The organism is Micromonospora fiedleri, assembly GCF_016774385.1.
GTDB lineage: Bacteria > Actinomycetota > Actinomycetes > Mycobacteriales > Micromonosporaceae > Micromonospora > Micromonospora gifhornensis.
In genome coordinates this window covers 242,309-257,729 of sequence record NZ_JAETXL010000008.1, presented here as the reverse complement: position 1 = coordinate 257,729, position 15,421 = coordinate 242,309, and the positions used below count along the sequence as shown (strand labels likewise).

Sequence of the window (15,421 nt, the reverse complement as noted above, 5' to 3'; positions counted from 1 at the left end):
CGTGCAAGTTGCGGGAGGTCATGGCGAAGTGGCTGTGGGGCAACCCACCGACCCTGGTGTAGGTCTGAGGGGAGACAACATGGCGGCGATGAAGCCGCGGACGGGCGACGGTCCGCTGGAAGTCACCAAGGAGGGCCGGGGCATCGTCATGCGGGTCCCGCTGGAGGGTGGTGGCCGGCTCGTCGTCGAGATGACTCCCGACGAGGCGACCGCGCTCGGTGACGCGCTGAAGGCGGCAGCCGGCTGATAAGAAGGTCGGTCTGGTCGGCGATGTTCGCCGCCGCGGACGGTTCGTTTCGGGTACGGCTCCCGCAGCCGTACCCAGGCCCTGAGGCACCGGCTCGACCGGTGGCTCAGGGCCTTCATACCATTTCGTGGGCAAATCGACCCGCGATCTTCTTCAGGAGGTACGGCTCCGCGTGCTCGCCATTCGTCTGATCGCCGAGCCGGACCAGCTCGACGCCGTAGCACTGCCCCTGCGGCCGGGTGGCGCCGACGACGCGTCGGCCGCACCGGTTCCCACCGCCGTGGCACTGCCCGCAGAGGTCGCCGACGAGGCTGCCGCGTTGGCTTCGATGATCGGGCTGACCGGCCGGGCCGGCGAAGCGCATCGGCAGCTTCGCCCGGGCGCTGCTCCGGCCCGACTGCTGCTGGTCGGCATCGGGGACGGCGACGAGCCGGGTTGGCGCTCCGCCGGGGCGGCACTGGCCCGAGCGGGCAAAGATGAGACCCATATCACAGTGGCGTTGCCGGTCGGTGTGTCGGCCGAGGCGGTCCGTGGTCTGGTCGAAGGGCTGCTGCTGGCCTCCTACCGCTACCGGTTGGGTGCCGACGGCGAGGCGCCCGCGCTGACCGGCGTGGACCTGGCGGTCGCCGAGCCGGAGGCCTACCAGCAGGCGCTGGAGGTGGCCCGCACCACCGCCACGATGACCCGGCTGGCCCGCGACCTCACCAACACGCCCTCCTCGGTGAAGAACCCGCAGTGGTTCGCCGACCAGATCGCTGCCGCCGCCACTGACCTGCCCGGACTGCGGCTGCGGGTGCGCGAGCCCGAGGAGTTGGCCGCCGAGGGCTTCGGCGGAATCCTCGCCGTCGGCGGTGGCTCGGCGAGCGGTCCCCGGCTGGTTGAGCTGGACTGGCACCCGGCCGAGGCGACTACCCATGTGGTGCTCGTCGGCAAGGGCATCACCTTCGACACCGGCGGAATCTCGATCAAGCCGGTGCCGGCGATGAAGCTGATGCGCAAGGACATGGCCGGTGCGGCTGCCGTCGTGGCGGCGACCCTCGGTGCGGCGGCGCTGCAACTGCCGGTGCGAATCACCACGCTGGCCCCGCTGGCCGAGAACATGGTCAGCGGCGCGGCGTTCCGGCCCGGCGACATCATCCGGCACTACGGCGGGCTGACCAGCGAGACGACGAACTCCGACGCGGAGGGGCGGCTGGTGCTCGCCGACGCCCTGGCGTACGCCGTCGCGGAGCTCAAGCCCGACCTGCTGATCGACCTGGCCACCCTGACCGGGGCGAACGCCATCGCGCTCGGCACCCGCACCGGCGCCCTCTACAGCGACAACGACCAGCTCGCCGACGACATGCTGACCGCGGTCGCGGAGGCCGGCGAGGCCGCCTGGCGGATGCCGTTGCCGACCGACTACGTCGAGCACCTCGGCAGCGAACTGGCCGACCTGCACAGCGCACCGACCCAGGGCGGGGGTTCCGTGCTGGCCGCGCTCTACCTGCGCGAGTTCACCGGCGAGCTGCGCGAGAAGTGGCTGCACATCGACATGTCGGCACCCTCCTGGTGCGAGCGGGACGACGCGGAGCTGACCCGGGGTGCGACCGGGTGGGGCGTACGCGGCCTGCTGCGGTGGCTGGCCACGCTCCGCTGAGACCGCCGTGCGGCCAGGTCAGCGCGGAACGCGGCAGGTCAGCAGCGGACCGCGGCCAGCAGGCCGTGCCCGACCGGCAGCAGCGCCGGGATCCAGTGCTCCGACTCCCGGATGGCCTTGACCGCCTCGCGCACCGTCACCGTCTCCGCGTCGCGGGCGGCCGGGTCACCGATCCGGCCGCCGGCCAGCGCGCCGTTGAGCACCAGCACACCGCCGGGCCGCAGCAGCCGCAGCGCGGCGTCCACGCAGGCGGTGAAGCCGGTCGCCTCGGCGTCGACGAAGACCAGGTCGTACGCGCCGTCCGCGAGCCGGGGCAGGACGTCCAGCGCCCGCCCGGTGATGATCCGGGTCCGGCCGGCGACGAAGCCCGCCTCGGTGAAGATGCGTCGGGCGATGCGCTGGTGCTCCACCTCCACGTCGATGGTGGTGAGCACACCGTCGGGGCGCATGCCACGCAACAGCCAGACCCCGCTGACCCCGGTGCCGGTGCCGATCTCGACCACCGCGCGGGCGTTACCGGCCGCGGCGAGCAGGCGCAACGCGGCGCCGGCCCCCGGGGTGACCGCGTCGAGGCCGATCTCGTTGGCCAGACTGCGCGCGGTGCGTAGCACGAGGTCCTCGGGCACGTACGACTCGGCGAAGTGCAACGCCGGGTTCGCCGAACTGCCGGAACCAGCGACCGTGGCGATGGGACACCTCCGGGCAGCGAGCGTGAAGCGGGGGGCGGGTGGGCACTGTGACTCTAGAGGCGGCCCGCCACGGGCGCAGCCGGGCACCCACCCGCGGTGACAACCGCTGACCCCATGCGGCACATCCGTGCAATCCTGGAAGCGGTATCCCGTCGACCGCACGTCCGGCGGCATCCATCGCGGATCGCGGATACCGGGGACGGACTGGGAGGCACCGAGTGACCGACGGCTGGGACTGGCGCCAGCCCGGGGCGAGCGGCGCACCGGCAGGCACGCCGGGGCCCGGACACCCGCCGGGAGGCTCACCGACGACACCGCCGTACGGCGGGCAGTCGGCTGCCTCGCCGTGGTGGTCCGATGCGCTCGCCGACCCGTGGCGTGACCCGTACGCCCCGGCGGCGGTGGTGATTCCGGCCGCACCGATGCCGGGAACCGAGCCGGAGCCGGTGACCGATCCGGATGCGCCCCGGCACCCGAAACTGCGCCAGATGCTGCTCATTCCCCTGATCACGGCGTTGCTCGCGGGCACCCTGGGCGGTGCGCTCGGCTACGCGTTCGCCGTACGCGGAGGTGCCGCCGGGCCGGTGCTCGGTGCCGCGCCGGGTCCGGCGCCCGCGCTCGCCCAGCGTCCACCGGAGTCACTGGCGGGGGTCGCCGAACGGGTCCTGCCCAGCGTCGTCACCGTCCGGATGGCGGGGGTGGCCGGCATCAGCGAGGGCTCCGGGTTCATCGTCAGCGCCGACGGGCACGTGATCACGAACGATCACGTGGTCGCCGGTGGCACCGGCAAGGCGTCCGTGGTCTTCAACGACGGCAGTACGGCCCCGGCGACCGTGGTGGGGCAGGACGAGGAGTCCGACATTGCGGTGATCAAAGTCACTCGTAGCGGGCTGCGCCCGGTCGAGTTCGGTGACTCCGACGCGCTCGCGGTCGGCGACCCGGTGCTGGCCATCGGTTCGCCGCTGTCCCTGGCCAACACGGTGACGGCGGGCATCGTCAGCGCCCTGGACCGGACGATGCAGGCCGGCGAGCCGGGCGGCCCGACGCGCTACTACGCCGCGATCCAGACCGACGCCGCCGTCAACCACGGCAACTCGGGCGGGCCGCTGGTCGACGCGGCCGGGCGGGTGATCGGCGTCAACTCCACGATCAAGTCGCTGGTGTCGGAGGGGCAGGAGGCCGGCAACATCGGGCTCGCCTTCGCCATTCCGATCAACCAGGCGAAGCGGATCACCCAGGAGATCATCGGCACCGGCAAGGCCCGCCGTACGGTGATCGGCGCCCAGGTGGGTGGACCCGGGTCGAACACCAACGGCTCCGGCGTACGCCTGGCGGCCGTGGAGCCGTCCGGCCCGGCGGCCGGTGCGGGTCTGCGGGCCGGTGACGTGATCCTGCGCCTCAACGGCCGGCCGATGACCGAGCCGACCGACCTGATCGCCCTGGTCCGCAAGTACGCGCCCGGCTCGGTGGTGACGGTCGAGTACCGCCGAGGCGCCACCCGGCAAAACACCTCGGTGACCCTCGCGGCCGACGCGAAGTGAGCTCGTCCCCCCTTCTGACCGGCCCGTGACGTGCGTAGTCTTGCTGCGTAGCCCGGTGAGGAGGCCCCAGGGGTGTTCGAGAACCTGAACGTGTGGGAGGTCGGCGCGCTGCTGTTGCTGGCGCTGCTGATCTTCGGTGACCGGCTGCCGGCGGTGATCGGCGACGGGCTGCGCATGGTGCGGAACCTGCGCAACATGGCCCGTAACGCGACCACCGACCTGAGCAAGGAACTCGGCACCGACATCCAGTTGGAGGACCTGCACCCGAAGGCGTTCATCCGCAAGCACCTGCTCAGCGAGGAGGACGAGCAGGCGATCCGTAAGCCCCTCCAGGGCATGTACGACGATCTGCGGTCGGATGTCACAAAGGTGCAGAAGGACATCAAGGACGTGGCTGCCGCAGCGGACCCCCGTACCCCCGGCTCCTCCGCGACGGCCTCGCCACCCGCGACCGCGCCGGCACCGCGCAGCGCCAGCTACGACGAGGTCACCTGAGCCCGCGCCTGCGGATGCCTCCTCACGCCGAACCGCCGGTCACCCTCTCGGATGGCCGGCGGTCGTGGTTTGCTGCGAGCGGAGCGGGTCAGCGACCGGACGGCTTGAGGCCGAGCGGCTTGCCGAGCAGCGACTCGCGGCGCACCGCGAGCCGGTCGGCGACCTTGTTCAACGCCTGCGCCGCCGGGGAGTCCGGTGCGGCGAGCACGATCGGGTTGCCCTCGTCGCCGGCCTCGCGTACCCGGGTGTCCAGCGGCACCTGGCCCAGCAGCGGCACCTGCGCGCCGATGGTCTGGGTCAGCGAGTCGGCCACGGTCTGGCCGCCACCGGCGCCGAAGACCTCCATCCGGGAGCCGTCCGGCAGCTCCAGCCAGGACATGTTCTCGATCACACCGACCACCCGCTGGTGGGTCTGCAGCGCGATCGCGCCGGCCCGCTCGGCCACCTCGGCGGCGGCGGCCTGGGGCGTGGTGACCACCAGGATCTCCGCGTTGGGCAGCAACTGGGCCAGGGAGATGGCCACGTCACCGGTGCCCGGCGGCAGGTCGAGCAGGAGCACGTCGAGGTCGCCCCAGTAGACGTCGGCGAGGAACTGCTGCAACGCCCGGTGCAGCATCGGCCCGCGCCAGACCACGGCGGCGTTGCCGGAGGTGAACATGCCGATCGAGATGACCTTCACGCCGTGCGACTGCGGCGGCATGATCATGTCTTCGACCCGGGTGGGACGGCCGTCCGCGCCGAGCATCCGCGGCACGGAGTGTCCGTAGATGTCCGCATCGACCACGCCGACCGACAGGCCCCGGGCGGCCAGCGCGGCAGCCAGGTTCACCGTCACGCTGGACTTCCCCACGCCGCCCTTGCCGCTGGCCACCGCGTACACCCGGGTGCGGGAGCCGGGCTGGGCGAAGGGGATGACCGGTTCCTCGCCGGCGCTGCCGCCCCGCAGCTTGGCCTGAAGACCCTGGCGCTGCTCCGGGCTCATCACGCCGAATTCGATCTCGACACCGGTGACCCCGCTCACCGCGCTCACCGCGGCGGTGATGTCCGAGCGCAGCTTGTCCTTCAGCGGGCAGCCGGCCACGGTGAGCAGCAGCTCGACCCGGACCACACCGTCCTGGTCGACCTCGGCGGAGCGGACCATGCCGAGTTCGGTGATCGGCCGGCGGATCTCCGGGTCGTTGACGGTGGCCAGAGCGGCCTGAACAGCGTCGTTGACGGTGCTGACGGGAGCTGACATGGCGGCAATGTTACGTCGGTGGCTCAGCGTCACCGGTGCCAGCGGCGGTGGTTGTGAGCGATTCGATCAGGTTTTCGGGCGGTGCGGGGTGTCGGTGTCCCGCCGGCCGTCCTTCGGATGATCACCGTCCAGGTCGTCACGCGGCTCGTCGAGACCGTCCCCGCCGGCCCGTCCGGTCGTACCCTCCCGCTGCCGGCGCTCCAACCGTTGCCGGCGCTGCGCGGCCTCGTCCAACTCCTCGGCCAACCGGGACAGCTCCGAGCGGACGAAGTCCCGGGTCGCCACCTCACCCAGCGCGATCCGCAGCGCGGCGATCTCCCGGGCCAGGTACTCCGTGTCGGCCTTCTGCAACGTGGCCCGGCGGCGGTCCTCGTCGAACGCCACCCGGTCGCGGTCGGCCTGCCGGTTCTGGGCGAGCAGGATCAGCGGTGCGGCGTACGAGGCCTGGATGGACAGCACCAGGGTCAGGAAGGTGAAGGTGTACGGGTCGAAGCGCAGGCCCGCCGGGGCGAGCGTGTTCCAGGCGAACCAGGCGCAGATGACAAGCGTCATGTAGACGATGAAGTTCGCCGTACCCATGCCGCGGGCGATGCCCTCGGCCCAGCGGCCGAAGGTCTCCTGGTCGACCCGGGGCAGCTTCAGCCCACGGGGCTCCCGGGGCAGGTCGAGCCGTTCCGCCCGGCGCTGTTCAGACATCCGTGTCCTCCGTCGCCGGGTCGCCGTTGGTACTCATGACCGCGTCCCGGTCCCGCCAGTCCCGAGGCAGCGAATGGTCCAGCACGTCGTCCACGGTGACCGCGCCCACCAGTCGATTGTTCCGATCGATCACCGGCATGGCCACCAGATCGTAGGTGGCCATCCGGCGGGTGATCTCCGGCAGGGGCGTGGTCGGACGCAACGGGTCGATGTCGTTGACCACCACCCCGCCGAGGATGTCGGCGGGCGGCTCACGCAGCAACCGCTGGAAATGCACCATCCCCAGGTAGCGGCCGGTCGGCGTGGTCATCGGCGCGCGGGTCACGAAGACCTGGGCGGCCACCGCCGGGGAGAGCTGCGGCTCCCGGATCCGGGCGAGGGCCTCCGCGACCGTGGCGTCCGGGGGCAGGATGACCGGTTCGGAGGTCATCACGCTGCCGGCGGTGCCCGGCGTGTACTTCAACAGCTGCCGCACCGAATCGGCCTCGTCCGGCTCCATCAGGTCCAGCAGCACGTCCTGATCCGGCGGCGACAGCTCGCCGAGCAGGTCGGCGGCGTCGTCCGGGTCCATCTCCTCCAGGACGTCGGCCGCCCGTTCGCGGTCCAGCGCGGCGAGGATCTCGACCTGGTCGTGCTCCGGCAGCTCGCTGAGCACGTCGGCGAGCAGTTGGTCGTCCAGGGCTGCCGCGACCTCGTTGCGCCGGCGGTCGGGCAGATCCTGCAACGCGTTGGCCAGGTCGGCCGGGCGCATGTCCTCCAGCACGGCCAGCAGGTTGGCGGTGCCACGGGTGTCGGCGACGCCACTGAGCCCGCGTACGTTGTCCCACTCGACCTGGTGCAGGTTGCCCCGGCGGGCGAGGCGGCCGGTCTGCTCCCGTACGGCCACCCGGGCCAGCGACCATTCGCCGCTTCGGCTGCACTCCATCGCCACGTCGACCACCGTCGCCGCCCGGCCCTCCGGCTGGACCTGCACCCGGCGATCCAGCAGTTCCTGAAGCACCAGCAGCTCGTTGGGGCGCTTCTCGAACCGGCGCAGGTTGAGCGTCCCGCTGCCCAGCACGACGGCTTCGGCGTCGATGGAGGTGATCCGGTTGATGGACAGGAAGATGCGCCGCCGCATCGGCATCTCGGCGACCAGGCCCACCACCTCGGGTGGGCGCTGGCCCGCCCGCAGCCGTGCCACCGCGTCACGAACCCGTCCCACCTGGTCACCGTTGGGGTCGAAGACGGCGACTCCGGCGAGGCGGGCGATGTACACCCGGGTCGGCGTGCTCACGGGCACCAGCCTAAGCGCCTAGGGTTTATCAACATGTCGACCTTGGCTTACGAGATCGTGGACGTGTTCACCGCTCGTCCGTACGCGGGAAACCCGCTCGCGGTGGTGTTCGGTGCCGAAGGGCTGGCCACCGAGCAGATGCAGGCGTTGGCCCGGGAGTTCAACCTTTCGGAGACCGTCTTCGTGCTGCCCGCCACGCAGGTCGGCGTCACGTACCGGGCCCGGATCTTCACGCCGGTCGAGGAGTTGCCGTTCGCCGGGCACCCCAGTGTGGGCGCGGCGGTCACCGCGAGCCGACGCGGTCTGTTCGAGCCGGGCCAGGTCACCCAGGAGTGCGGTGCCGGTGTGTTGCCGATCGAGGTGACCGAGAGCGGCGCGACGCTTACCGGTGGCATGCCCACCCTCGGCCCGGAACTGGATCCCGAGCCGCTGCTGGAGATGGCGGGCCTGGCGGCCGGCGACCACGTCGGTCCGGCACCCCGGGTGGCCGGCTGTGGCCTGGAGTTCCCCTTCCTGCCCGTACGCCCCGAGGCGTTGGCCCGGGCACAGGTGGACCCGCTCGCGGCGCGACGGTACGGAATCGAGCATGTCAGCGTCTTCTCCTGGGACGCGGCGACGCAAACCGCGTACGCCCGGGTCTTCGTGCCCGGCCTCGGCGTGCCGGAGGATCCGGCGACCGGCTCGGCGGCGCTCGGGCTCGGGGTGTGGTTGGTCGCCAGTGGCCTGTTGCCGGGTGACGAACGGTCGTCGTACACCGTCCGGCAGGGCGTCGAGATGGGACGGCCGTCGTCGTTGGCCTGCACGGTCACCGCGGCCGGGGGTACGGTGCTGGGCGCGACCGTCTCCGGCCAGGTGATGGCGGTGGCCAAGGGCGAGATCCTGGTTCCGCCCTTCGTCGGCTGACCGGGCGGCGCGGGACGGGCCGGGTGCGAGAGGATGCCGTGGTGACCGACGAGCACAACAGCACTCCGCTGGTCGACGAGGCGATGAAGAAGGCCTCGGTGGCCTGGGTGACGGTGGCCGACGGCCCGGCCCTCGCGTTGTGGTGCGTCCCGCTGGAGGGTGCGCTCTGCGTGGTAAGTGGTCCCGGCGAGCAGGCCGCACCGGGGCTGGCCGAGGCCGACGAGGCGCAGGTGACGCTCCGCGGTGACCACGGCGGCCGGATCGTGACCTGGCGGGCGCGGGTGTCCCGGGTGCTGCCCGGGACCGACGAGTGGGACACGCTGGCCCCGCTGGTGGGGGCGAAGCGACTCAACGCGCCCGGCTCGACGGCCGACCTGGTGGCCCGCTGGGCGGCCGACGGCTGTGCGCTGGTGCGGCTGAGGCCCGCCGGCGACGTGGTGCACGGCGGGCAGTTGCCGGCCGACTCGCTCGCCGAGCCACCCCGGCCGACATCGGCGGTCCGGGCCGCGCGGAAGCCGTTCCGGTTGCACCGGGTGCGCCGCCGTTGACCTCACCCGGTCAGGACGGCACCGCCACCGGTGTGCCGTCGACCAGGTGGACCACCTCACCGAGCGTGCCCAAGGCCGGGCCGCCCCAGTCGTTGTCGACGTTGAAGGCCAGGTGGTCGACCAGATCGGGAGCGGCCAGCCGGACGGCGCTCAGTCCGGCCTGCTGCGCGCCGGTCAACTCCTGGCTGCCCCCGTCGCCGACATAGAGGCAGTCCGCCGGCGGCAGGTCGAGCCAGGTGCACGCGGCCAGGTAGAGCGCCGGGTCCGGCTTGCAGCGTTTCGCCTGGATGGAGAAGATCCGCACGTCGAGCAGGGGTGCGACGGCCAGCTCGGGCAGGATCGCCGGTAGTTCGTGGGTGCAGTCGCTGATCACCCCGGTGCGCATGCCTCGTTCGCGTAGCGCCCGCAGGGTCGGCACGGCGTCCGCCCGCAGTCGGGTGTCGGCGCGTACCGCCTGCCGTCGGCAGGCCACCGCCGCGCGCAGCGCCTCCGGCGACGGGCGTACGCCGACCTGGTCGCAGACCCAACGCAGGGTCGCCTCGGCGTCGCCGAAGCGTCCGCTGGCGCGTTCGTAGAAGGTGCGGTCGAGCACGTCGATGTAGGCGTCCGGTGGGCAACCGAGCAACTCGGCAGTGGCACGGTGGCCGCTGCCGCGTCGGATCGGACCGGTCAGCGTGCCGAAGAAATCGAATAGCACTGCCTGGAATCTGGGCATGGGAAGGGGCGCCTCCGGCGCGAGAAGAGGGTCCCGACGGGACGCGCATGATCGTAACCGAATGATGACGGTCCGTGGTGATCGTCGGCGTGTGAGGATTACCCCTCGTGCCCCTCGAACCGCATCGTCCACCGCGTGAGCTGCTCACCACCGGCGCGCTGGCGCTCGCCGTCGTCGCCGTGTCGTCGTCCGCCCCGCTGATCGCCTTCGCCGCCGCGCCGGCACTGGCTGTCGCGTTCTGGCGCAACATGATCGCGGTGGGCGTGCTGAGCCCGTTCGCGGTGCTGCGGCGGCGGGCCGAGTTCCGCTCGTTGGTCACCGGCGCGGGACGGCGCGAGGGCATGTTCTGCGTGCTGTCCGGGGTGGCGCTGGCGGCGCACTTCGCCACCTGGATGCCGAGCGCGAAACTCACCTCGGTGGCTGCGGCGACGGCGCTGGTCGCCACCCAACCGGTCTGGCAGGGGCTGATCGCCCGTGCCCAGGGCCGCCGGCTCCCGGCCGGGGTGTGGGCCGGGATCGGCGTGGCGGTCGTCGGTGCCGTGCTGGCCACCGGCGCCGACTTCACGGTGTCCGCGCAGGCCTTCACCGGTGATCTGCTGGCGGTGGTCGGCGGACTGTTCGCGGCGATCTACACGGCGCTGGGGGAGCGGGCCCGGGTCACCGTCAGCACCGCCACCTACACCACCATCTGTTACGGGGTCTGCGCGCTGATCCTGCTGGTGATCTGCCTGGTCGCCGGGGTGCCGCTCGGCGGCTTCGACACCGGGACCTGGCTGGCGGTGCTGGCCCTGGTGGCCGGCGCCCAACTGCTCGGCCACTCGATGTTCAGTTATGCGCTGCGGCGGGTCTCGGCCACCACGGTCAGCGTGTTGATCCTGCTGGAGGCGCCCGGCGCGGCCCTGCTCGGCTGGGCCTGGCTGGGGCAGCTGCCCGACCCGGTGACCCTGCCCGGCCTGGCGCTGCTGCTGGTCGGGGTCGCGGTGGTGGTGCTGAGCAGCGCCCGTACCGCCCGCCGGGCGACCCGGGTGAGCACCGCCGTACCGGCGGACGCGGCACCGATACGCGACTGACGGTTCAGACCTCGTCGACCTCCAGCACCCGGGTCTGCGGCGCGGCGTCGCCCAACTCGGCCCTCAGCGCGAGCCGCTGCGGGTCGGCCAGGAACGCCGTGTAACCGGCCCGGGTATCGAACCGGATCAGGTGCACCTCGGTGCGCCCGTCGCCGGTGCGCAGCCGCCGTTCCACCCGGCCACCGTGTCGATTCAGCAGGGCGAGCACGTGATCCTCGTACCGTTGCCCGGCCTCGACCGCTGTGCCGGCCAGTTCCACAAGCGCGACCAGGCGTACGGCGTCGGCGGGCTCGGTGGCCAGCGACTTCCAGAACTGGTGGTCGACGTGGCCGCCCGGGATGCCCTCCCGTCGCCCGGTGTCGAGGTAACCGTGCCGTCGGTAGAAATCCGGGGCCTGGAACGAGAACGAGGCGACCGAGAGCTGGGTGCAACCGCGCCGTCGGGCCTCCTGCTCGGCTGCCGCCAGCAGCCGCGCACCCAGGCCCTCGCCCCGGCGGTCCTCGCGGACCCACACCATGTCGATCCCGGCGCAGCCGCCCCAGGTCCACCCGGTCAGCCCGGCCACCAGTTCGCCGTCGGACCCGGTGACCCGGACGGAGAGCCCCGCCTCGTCGTCGGCACCGGTCGCCCGCCGGTTGTACGCGGTCAACTCCGCGTCCAGCCGCTCGGTCAGCTTCTCGTCGTTGTCGAGTACTTCGATACTCACGTCCCCCGTGGTCACCACGGGCGGAGTATTCCAACGTCCCGCCATTCCCGCGACCCCGTCGGCGGCAACCCGGCTGTCCCCGCCCGGCGCGGCAGTGCTCAGGCGGGCAGGCCGACCGCGGCGGCGCTGGCCGTCCAGAGCCGGGCGGCGAGCTGCGGGTCGGCCGCCTTGCGCAGCGGTCGGCGGGGCCGGCAGTCGAAGTAGTAGCCGCCGTCGCGCAGGCGGGACCGGTCCTGGTTGGCCAGCCACACCAGGGTCTGCGCGCCCTTGCCCGGGCTGCGCAGCGGAAGCAGGCGCATGCCCACGGCGACCAACCGGCTCTCGTTGCCGAACCTGGTCCGCACCACGCCGGGATGGAAGCAGTACGAGCCGATTTGCGGCCACCGCCGGGCCGCCTCCGCGGTGAACAGGATGTTCGCCTGCTTGCTGGTGCCGTACGCGGTCAGCGGGCGGTATCGGCGCAGCGGGGCGTTGAGATCGTCCGGATCGAGTACGCCACTGCGATGGGCACCGGAGGCGGTCACCACCATCCGGCGGACCCGGTCGGCCAGCAGGTTGGTGAGCAGGAACGGGGCCAGATGGTTGGCCTGGACGGACAGTTCGAAGCCGTCGACGGTGGTGACCGGAGCGAGCACGATCGCGCCGGCGTTGTTGGCCAGCACGTCGATCCGGTCGTACGCGGCACGCAACTGCTCGGCCAACTGTCGGACGTCGTCGAGCACGGCGAAGTCCGCGCGGAACACCGCAGGGCGTTCGCCGGAGGACTCGCGTACCTCGTCGGCGGCGGTGCGCAGCCGAGACGGGTCGCGGCCGACCAGCACCACCTGGTCGCCGCGGCGCGCCAGCTCGACGGCGGCGGCCAGCCCGATGCCGGCACTGGCGCCGGTGACCACCACCAGCCGACGGTCGGTGTCCCGCACAGGTCCATTCACGCCGGTCACCGGATGAGGTTACCGTGACGCCCGCCGGTCGGGGCCCGCCTCGACCTTGCCGCCCGGCGGGCCCGCGCCGTCTAGACCGTGGACGAACTGGAGATCGCGAAGGCGATCAGGACCACGTAGACGGCGATCGCCAGCACGAGGAGACCGGTGAGGATCCAGCCGACGATGATGGCGGCCTTCGCCATGCCCTCACCGCCCTCGCCCCGCTCACGGATCTGGCGCATGGCGACGTGCCCCATGATCGCGCCGATCGGCGCGGTGATGCACGAGCCGATGCCGATCAGGGAGAGCACCAGGGCGACGATGGCCAACGAGTTCGTCGGCTGCGGCGGTGGATAGCCGTACCCCGGCTGCGAGTACCCGTATCCGGGCTGCGGCGGGTAACCGGCCGGCGGGTACGGCGCGGGCGCCGGCGGCGTGCCGAGGTCGGACTTCATGCCACCGTATGGGTCGGCGGGCTGGTAGGGGTCGTACCCGGCGGGCTGGGACGGTACGGGCGGCGGACTCGTCGGCAGAGTGGGGTCGACCGGCGGACTGGAGGGCTGGCCGGCCGAGGGGTCGGGCCAGCCGCCGGACGCGGGCTGTGTCATCGGCTCACTTCCATCGCAGTATCGGGCAGTCAGCGTAGCCAGCCCCGGCGAGGACTCGCCGGACAGTGTCCCCCGGGTGCCGCGTTGCCCGAGGCGGTGCCGCAGGGCAGGATCTCGGCATGGGGATTGACGCGCGAGCGGCGGACCGGTCCGGCAGCAGGCCGCGGCGGGACAACAGCCGACCAGGTGTGGTCCGACGGACCCGCGCCGCCGTGACGGCCGGCATGGAGGGAACCGACGCACCCGCCGTGCTGCCCGAGCCGGTGACCATGCGGTTGGACGGCAAGGTGGCCCTGGTCACCGGTGCCGGCAGCCCCGACGGCATCGGGTACGCCACCGCCCGGCGGCTGACCGACCTGGGTGCCCGGGTGGCGATCGTCTCCACCACCCGACGCATCCACGACCGGGCCGGTGAACTCGGGGTGACCGGATTCGTCGCCGACCTCACCGACGAGTCGGAGGTCGGTGCGTTGGCCGACGCCGTGGCCGAGCAGCTCGGTGACGTGGAGGTCCTGGTCAACAACGCGGGGTTGGCCAGCCGCGCCTCCCCCGAGGTGCTGCGCCCGGTCTCCCAGCTCAGCTACGAGGAGTGGCAGGGCGAGATCGACCGCAATCTCACCACCGCCTTCCTGTGCAGCCGGGCCTTCATCGGGGGGATGGCCGAGCGGGGCTGGGGCCGGATCGTGAATCTTGCCGCGACCGCCGGGCCGGTCAACGCGCTGCCCACCGAGGCGGCGTACGCGGCCGCCAAGGCGGGGGTGGTGGGGCTGACCCGGGCCCTGGCGATGGAGATGATCGCCGACGGGGTGACGGTGAACGCGGTGGCACCGGGCACCATCCACACCGCAGCGTCGACGATGGCCGAGATCAAGCAGGGTCTGGGCACACCGGTGGGACGACCCGGTACGCCGGACGAGGTGGCCGCCGCGATCACCTTCCTCTGCTCGCCGGCGGCGTCGTACATCACCGGGGAGATGCTGGTGGTCGACGGCGGCAACAGTGTGCGGGAGGCCGAGTTCCGCTGAGCCCGGTCAGGTGTACTGGCTGTCCGAGCCGGCCCAGAGCACCAGCGCCAGCCAGCCGCAGCAGGCCAGCAGGTAGAGGCCGGTGAAGACGTAGCTGAGGATCAGTCCCCAGTTGGCGAGTTGCTCGCCCTGCTCACCGCTGGTGCGTAGCTGCCGCTTGGCCAGATGGCCGAGGACGATGCCGGCGGGCGAGAAGACGAACGCGAAGACCAGCGACAGGATGGCGAGCACGTTGGTGCCCCCACCGCCCGGCGGGGGCGACGGTGGGCCGTACTGCCCGTACGGCACCTGCGGGGTGTACGGGGGCTGCTGTCCCCACTGCTGGCCGTGCGGCGGCTGGCCCGGCTGCTCGTACGACGGCTGCCCGTACGCCGGTTGACCCGGGTACGGCTCGCCGGGCTGCTCGTGCTGCGGCTGCCCGGTCTCGCCGGGTGGCCCGTGCTGCGGCTGCCCGTACGGTGACGGCGGCGGCTCGTACGGCGATGGCGGCTGATCCGGCTCTGGCGGTTGACTCACGCTGATCTCCTCCGTCCGCCACTCGCTGCCGGTAGCCGTCGGATGACGCTCCCAGTCGGGACGCTACCTGCACCGGAGGTGTTTCACAGCGGTTCGGTTCAGCCCAGCCGGGTCAGGCCCGCCACCGCCCGCTCGACGGCGATGCAGCGGTTCTCGACGTAGTCGATCCCGGCCTGCTCCGCGATCTGGCGGGCCTGCGGGGAGACGATGTCCAGCTGCAACCAGACTGCCGGGGCACCGATCGCCACCGCCTGCCGGACCACCTCCACGGCGTCCTCCGCCGGCCGGAACACGTTCACCAGGTCGACCGGGTGCGGAATGTCGGCGAGCGTGCGGTACGCCGGCTCGCCGAACAGTTCGTCGGCGAACGGGTTGACCGGAATGATCCGCCAGCCCTGCCGTTGCATCGCCGCCGGCACGCTGTGGGCCGTCTTGTCCGGGTCACGGGAGGCACCGACGACGGCGATCACGGCGGATTCGGCGAGGATCTGGCTGGGGGAGCGCACATGCCGACTGTAGTCGCACCGGCGGATGCGGTCGGCCGCCTGGCGGTGTGACGTCTGCGCGGTGTGACGTCTGCGCGGTGG

General features: G+C 72.3%; 18 protein-coding genes. 8 read left to right on the top strand and 10 right to left on the bottom strand.

All coding sequences use genetic code 11. From position 1 onward, the window contains the following. The first annotated feature begins 79 nt into the window (after positions 1-79). A complete protein-coding gene (locus JMF97_RS23080) occupies positions 80-247 on the top strand; it encodes a DUF3117 domain-containing protein (protein WP_013283866.1) in 168 nt (55 codons plus the stop codon). A 172-nt stretch (positions 248-419) separates the two neighbouring features. Next, a complete protein-coding gene (locus tag JMF97_RS23075; protein WP_203223479.1) occupies positions 420-1,886 on the top strand; it encodes a leucyl aminopeptidase family protein in 1,467 nt (488 codons plus the stop codon). 38 nt (positions 1,887-1,924) lie between these two features. Here JMF97_RS23075 and JMF97_RS23070 read toward each other — a convergent pair whose 3' ends face one another. After that, entirely contained in the window at positions 1,925-2,512 is a 588-nt protein-coding gene (locus JMF97_RS23070; protein ID WP_203223415.1) for an O-methyltransferase, read from the bottom strand. 281 nt (positions 2,513-2,793) lie between these two features. Here JMF97_RS23070 and JMF97_RS23065 point away from each other — a divergent pair, with 281 nt between their 5' ends. Beyond that, the gene (locus tag JMF97_RS23065) at positions 2,794-4,116 is read left to right on the top strand and encodes a S1C family serine protease (RefSeq protein WP_203223414.1); all 1,323 of its coding nucleotides are present in this window, start codon (positions 2,794-2,796) and stop codon (positions 4,114-4,116) included. Positions 4,117-4,188: 72 nt separating this feature from the next. Beyond that, entirely contained in the window at positions 4,189-4,611 is a 423-nt protein-coding gene (locus JMF97_RS23060; RefSeq protein WP_203223413.1) for a twin-arginine translocase TatA/TatE family subunit, read from the top strand. An 88-nt stretch (positions 4,612-4,699) separates the two neighbouring features. Here the strand turns inward: JMF97_RS23060 and JMF97_RS23055 are convergent, their stop codons facing one another. The 3 genes from JMF97_RS23055 to JMF97_RS23045 all read right to left on the bottom strand — a co-directional run bounded on the left by JMF97_RS23055 (position 4,700) and on the right by JMF97_RS23045 (position 7,820). Continuing rightward, on the bottom strand, positions 4,700-5,848 hold the full coding sequence (locus JMF97_RS23055; RefSeq protein WP_013731412.1) for an Mrp/NBP35 family ATP-binding protein: 1,149 nt from the start codon (positions 5,846-5,848) through the stop codon (positions 4,700-4,702). Positions 5,849-5,914: 66 nt separating this feature from the next. Next, positions 5,915-6,544, bottom strand: coding sequence for a DUF1003 domain-containing protein (locus tag JMF97_RS23050; RefSeq protein WP_013731413.1), 630 nt, complete (start codon positions 6,542-6,544; stop codon positions 5,915-5,917). Further along, entirely contained in the window at positions 6,537-7,820 is a 1,284-nt protein-coding gene (locus tag JMF97_RS23045) for a magnesium transporter MgtE N-terminal domain-containing protein (RefSeq protein WP_043722887.1), read from the bottom strand. Before JMF97_RS23045 ends, JMF97_RS23050 begins: the two co-directional genes overlap by 8 nt. Before the next feature lie 33 nt (positions 7,821-7,853). Here JMF97_RS23045 and JMF97_RS23040 point away from each other — a divergent pair, with 33 nt between their 5' ends. Together JMF97_RS23040 and JMF97_RS23035 are read left to right on the top strand one after the other, a co-directional pair. Beyond that, a complete protein-coding gene (locus JMF97_RS23040; RefSeq protein ID WP_203223412.1) occupies positions 7,854-8,723 on the top strand; it encodes a PhzF family phenazine biosynthesis protein in 870 nt (289 codons plus the stop codon). An 83-nt stretch (positions 8,724-8,806) separates the two neighbouring features. Continuing rightward, the gene (locus JMF97_RS23035) at positions 8,807-9,271 is read left to right on the top strand and encodes a hypothetical protein (RefSeq protein ID WP_203223478.1); all 465 of its coding nucleotides are present in this window, start codon (positions 8,807-8,809) and stop codon (positions 9,269-9,271) included. A gap of 10 nt (positions 9,272-9,281) precedes the next feature. On the opposite strand, the gene JMF97_RS23030 is transcribed toward JMF97_RS23035, so the two are convergent. Next, positions 9,282-9,986, bottom strand: coding sequence for an HAD family hydrolase (locus JMF97_RS23030; protein WP_203223411.1), 705 nt, complete (start codon positions 9,984-9,986; stop codon positions 9,282-9,284). Between the two features lie 107 nt (positions 9,987-10,093). Between JMF97_RS23030 and JMF97_RS23025 the strand changes: the two genes are divergently transcribed. After that, a complete protein-coding gene (locus JMF97_RS23025; protein WP_013731418.1) occupies positions 10,094-11,056 on the top strand; it encodes a DMT family transporter in 963 nt (320 codons plus the stop codon). Between the two features lie 4 nt (positions 11,057-11,060). Here JMF97_RS23025 and JMF97_RS23020 read toward each other — a convergent pair whose 3' ends face one another. The 3 genes from JMF97_RS23020 to JMF97_RS23010 all read right to left on the bottom strand — a co-directional run bounded on the left by JMF97_RS23020 (position 11,061) and on the right by JMF97_RS23010 (position 13,293). After that, on the bottom strand, positions 11,061-11,762 hold the full coding sequence (locus JMF97_RS23020; RefSeq protein ID WP_307817057.1) for a GNAT family N-acetyltransferase: 702 nt from the start codon (positions 11,760-11,762) through the stop codon (positions 11,061-11,063). Between the two features lie 98 nt (positions 11,763-11,860). Further along, positions 11,861-12,703, bottom strand: a complete 843-nt coding sequence (locus tag JMF97_RS23015; protein WP_438803775.1) for an SDR family NAD(P)-dependent oxidoreductase — start codon at positions 12,701-12,703, stop codon at positions 11,861-11,863. A gap of 71 nt (positions 12,704-12,774) precedes the next feature. Beyond that, positions 12,775-13,293, bottom strand: coding sequence for a DUF4190 domain-containing protein (locus JMF97_RS23010; protein WP_203223409.1), 519 nt, complete (start codon positions 13,291-13,293; stop codon positions 12,775-12,777). 119 nt (positions 13,294-13,412) lie between these two features. On the opposite strand from JMF97_RS23010, the gene JMF97_RS23005 reads away from it, so the two are divergent. Beyond that, a complete protein-coding gene (locus JMF97_RS23005) occupies positions 13,413-14,318 on the top strand; it encodes an SDR family NAD(P)-dependent oxidoreductase (protein ID WP_203223408.1) in 906 nt (301 codons plus the stop codon). 6 nt (positions 14,319-14,324) lie between these two features. On the opposite strand, the gene JMF97_RS23000 is transcribed toward JMF97_RS23005, so the two are convergent. Next, positions 14,325-14,834, bottom strand: a complete 510-nt coding sequence (locus tag JMF97_RS23000) for a DUF4190 domain-containing protein (RefSeq protein ID WP_203223407.1) — start codon at positions 14,832-14,834, stop codon at positions 14,325-14,327. 98 nt (positions 14,835-14,932) lie between these two features. Further along, entirely contained in the window at positions 14,933-15,340 is a 408-nt protein-coding gene (locus JMF97_RS22995) for a CoA-binding protein (protein WP_126711802.1), read from the bottom strand. Positions 15,341-15,421 lie beyond the last annotated feature (81 nt).

Coding starts and splice junctions, on each gene's coding strand:
- JMF97_RS23030 (WP_203223411.1), bottom strand. CDS start 9,986: ATGCCCAGATTCCAGGCAGTGCTATTCGATTTCTTCGGCACGCTGACC.
- JMF97_RS23005 (WP_203223408.1), top strand. CDS start 13,413: ATGGGGATTGACGCGCGAGCGGCGGACCGGTCCGGCAGCAGGCCGCGG.
- JMF97_RS23050 (WP_013731413.1), bottom strand. CDS start 6,544: ATGTCTGAACAGCGCCGGGCGGAACGGCTCGACCTGCCCCGGGAGCCC.
- JMF97_RS23035 (WP_203223478.1), top strand. CDS start 8,807: ATGAAGAAGGCCTCGGTGGCCTGGGTGACGGTGGCCGACGGCCCGGCC.
- JMF97_RS23055 (WP_013731412.1), bottom strand. CDS start 5,848: ATGTCAGCTCCCGTCAGCACCGTCAACGACGCTGTTCAGGCCGCTCTG.
- JMF97_RS23080 (WP_013283866.1), top strand. CDS start 80: ATGGCGGCGATGAAGCCGCGGACGGGCGACGGTCCGCTGGAAGTCACC.
- JMF97_RS23040 (WP_203223412.1), top strand. CDS start 7,854: ATGTCGACCTTGGCTTACGAGATCGTGGACGTGTTCACCGCTCGTCCG.
- JMF97_RS23010 (WP_203223409.1), bottom strand. CDS start 13,293: ATGACACAGCCCGCGTCCGGCGGCTGGCCCGACCCCTCGGCCGGCCAG.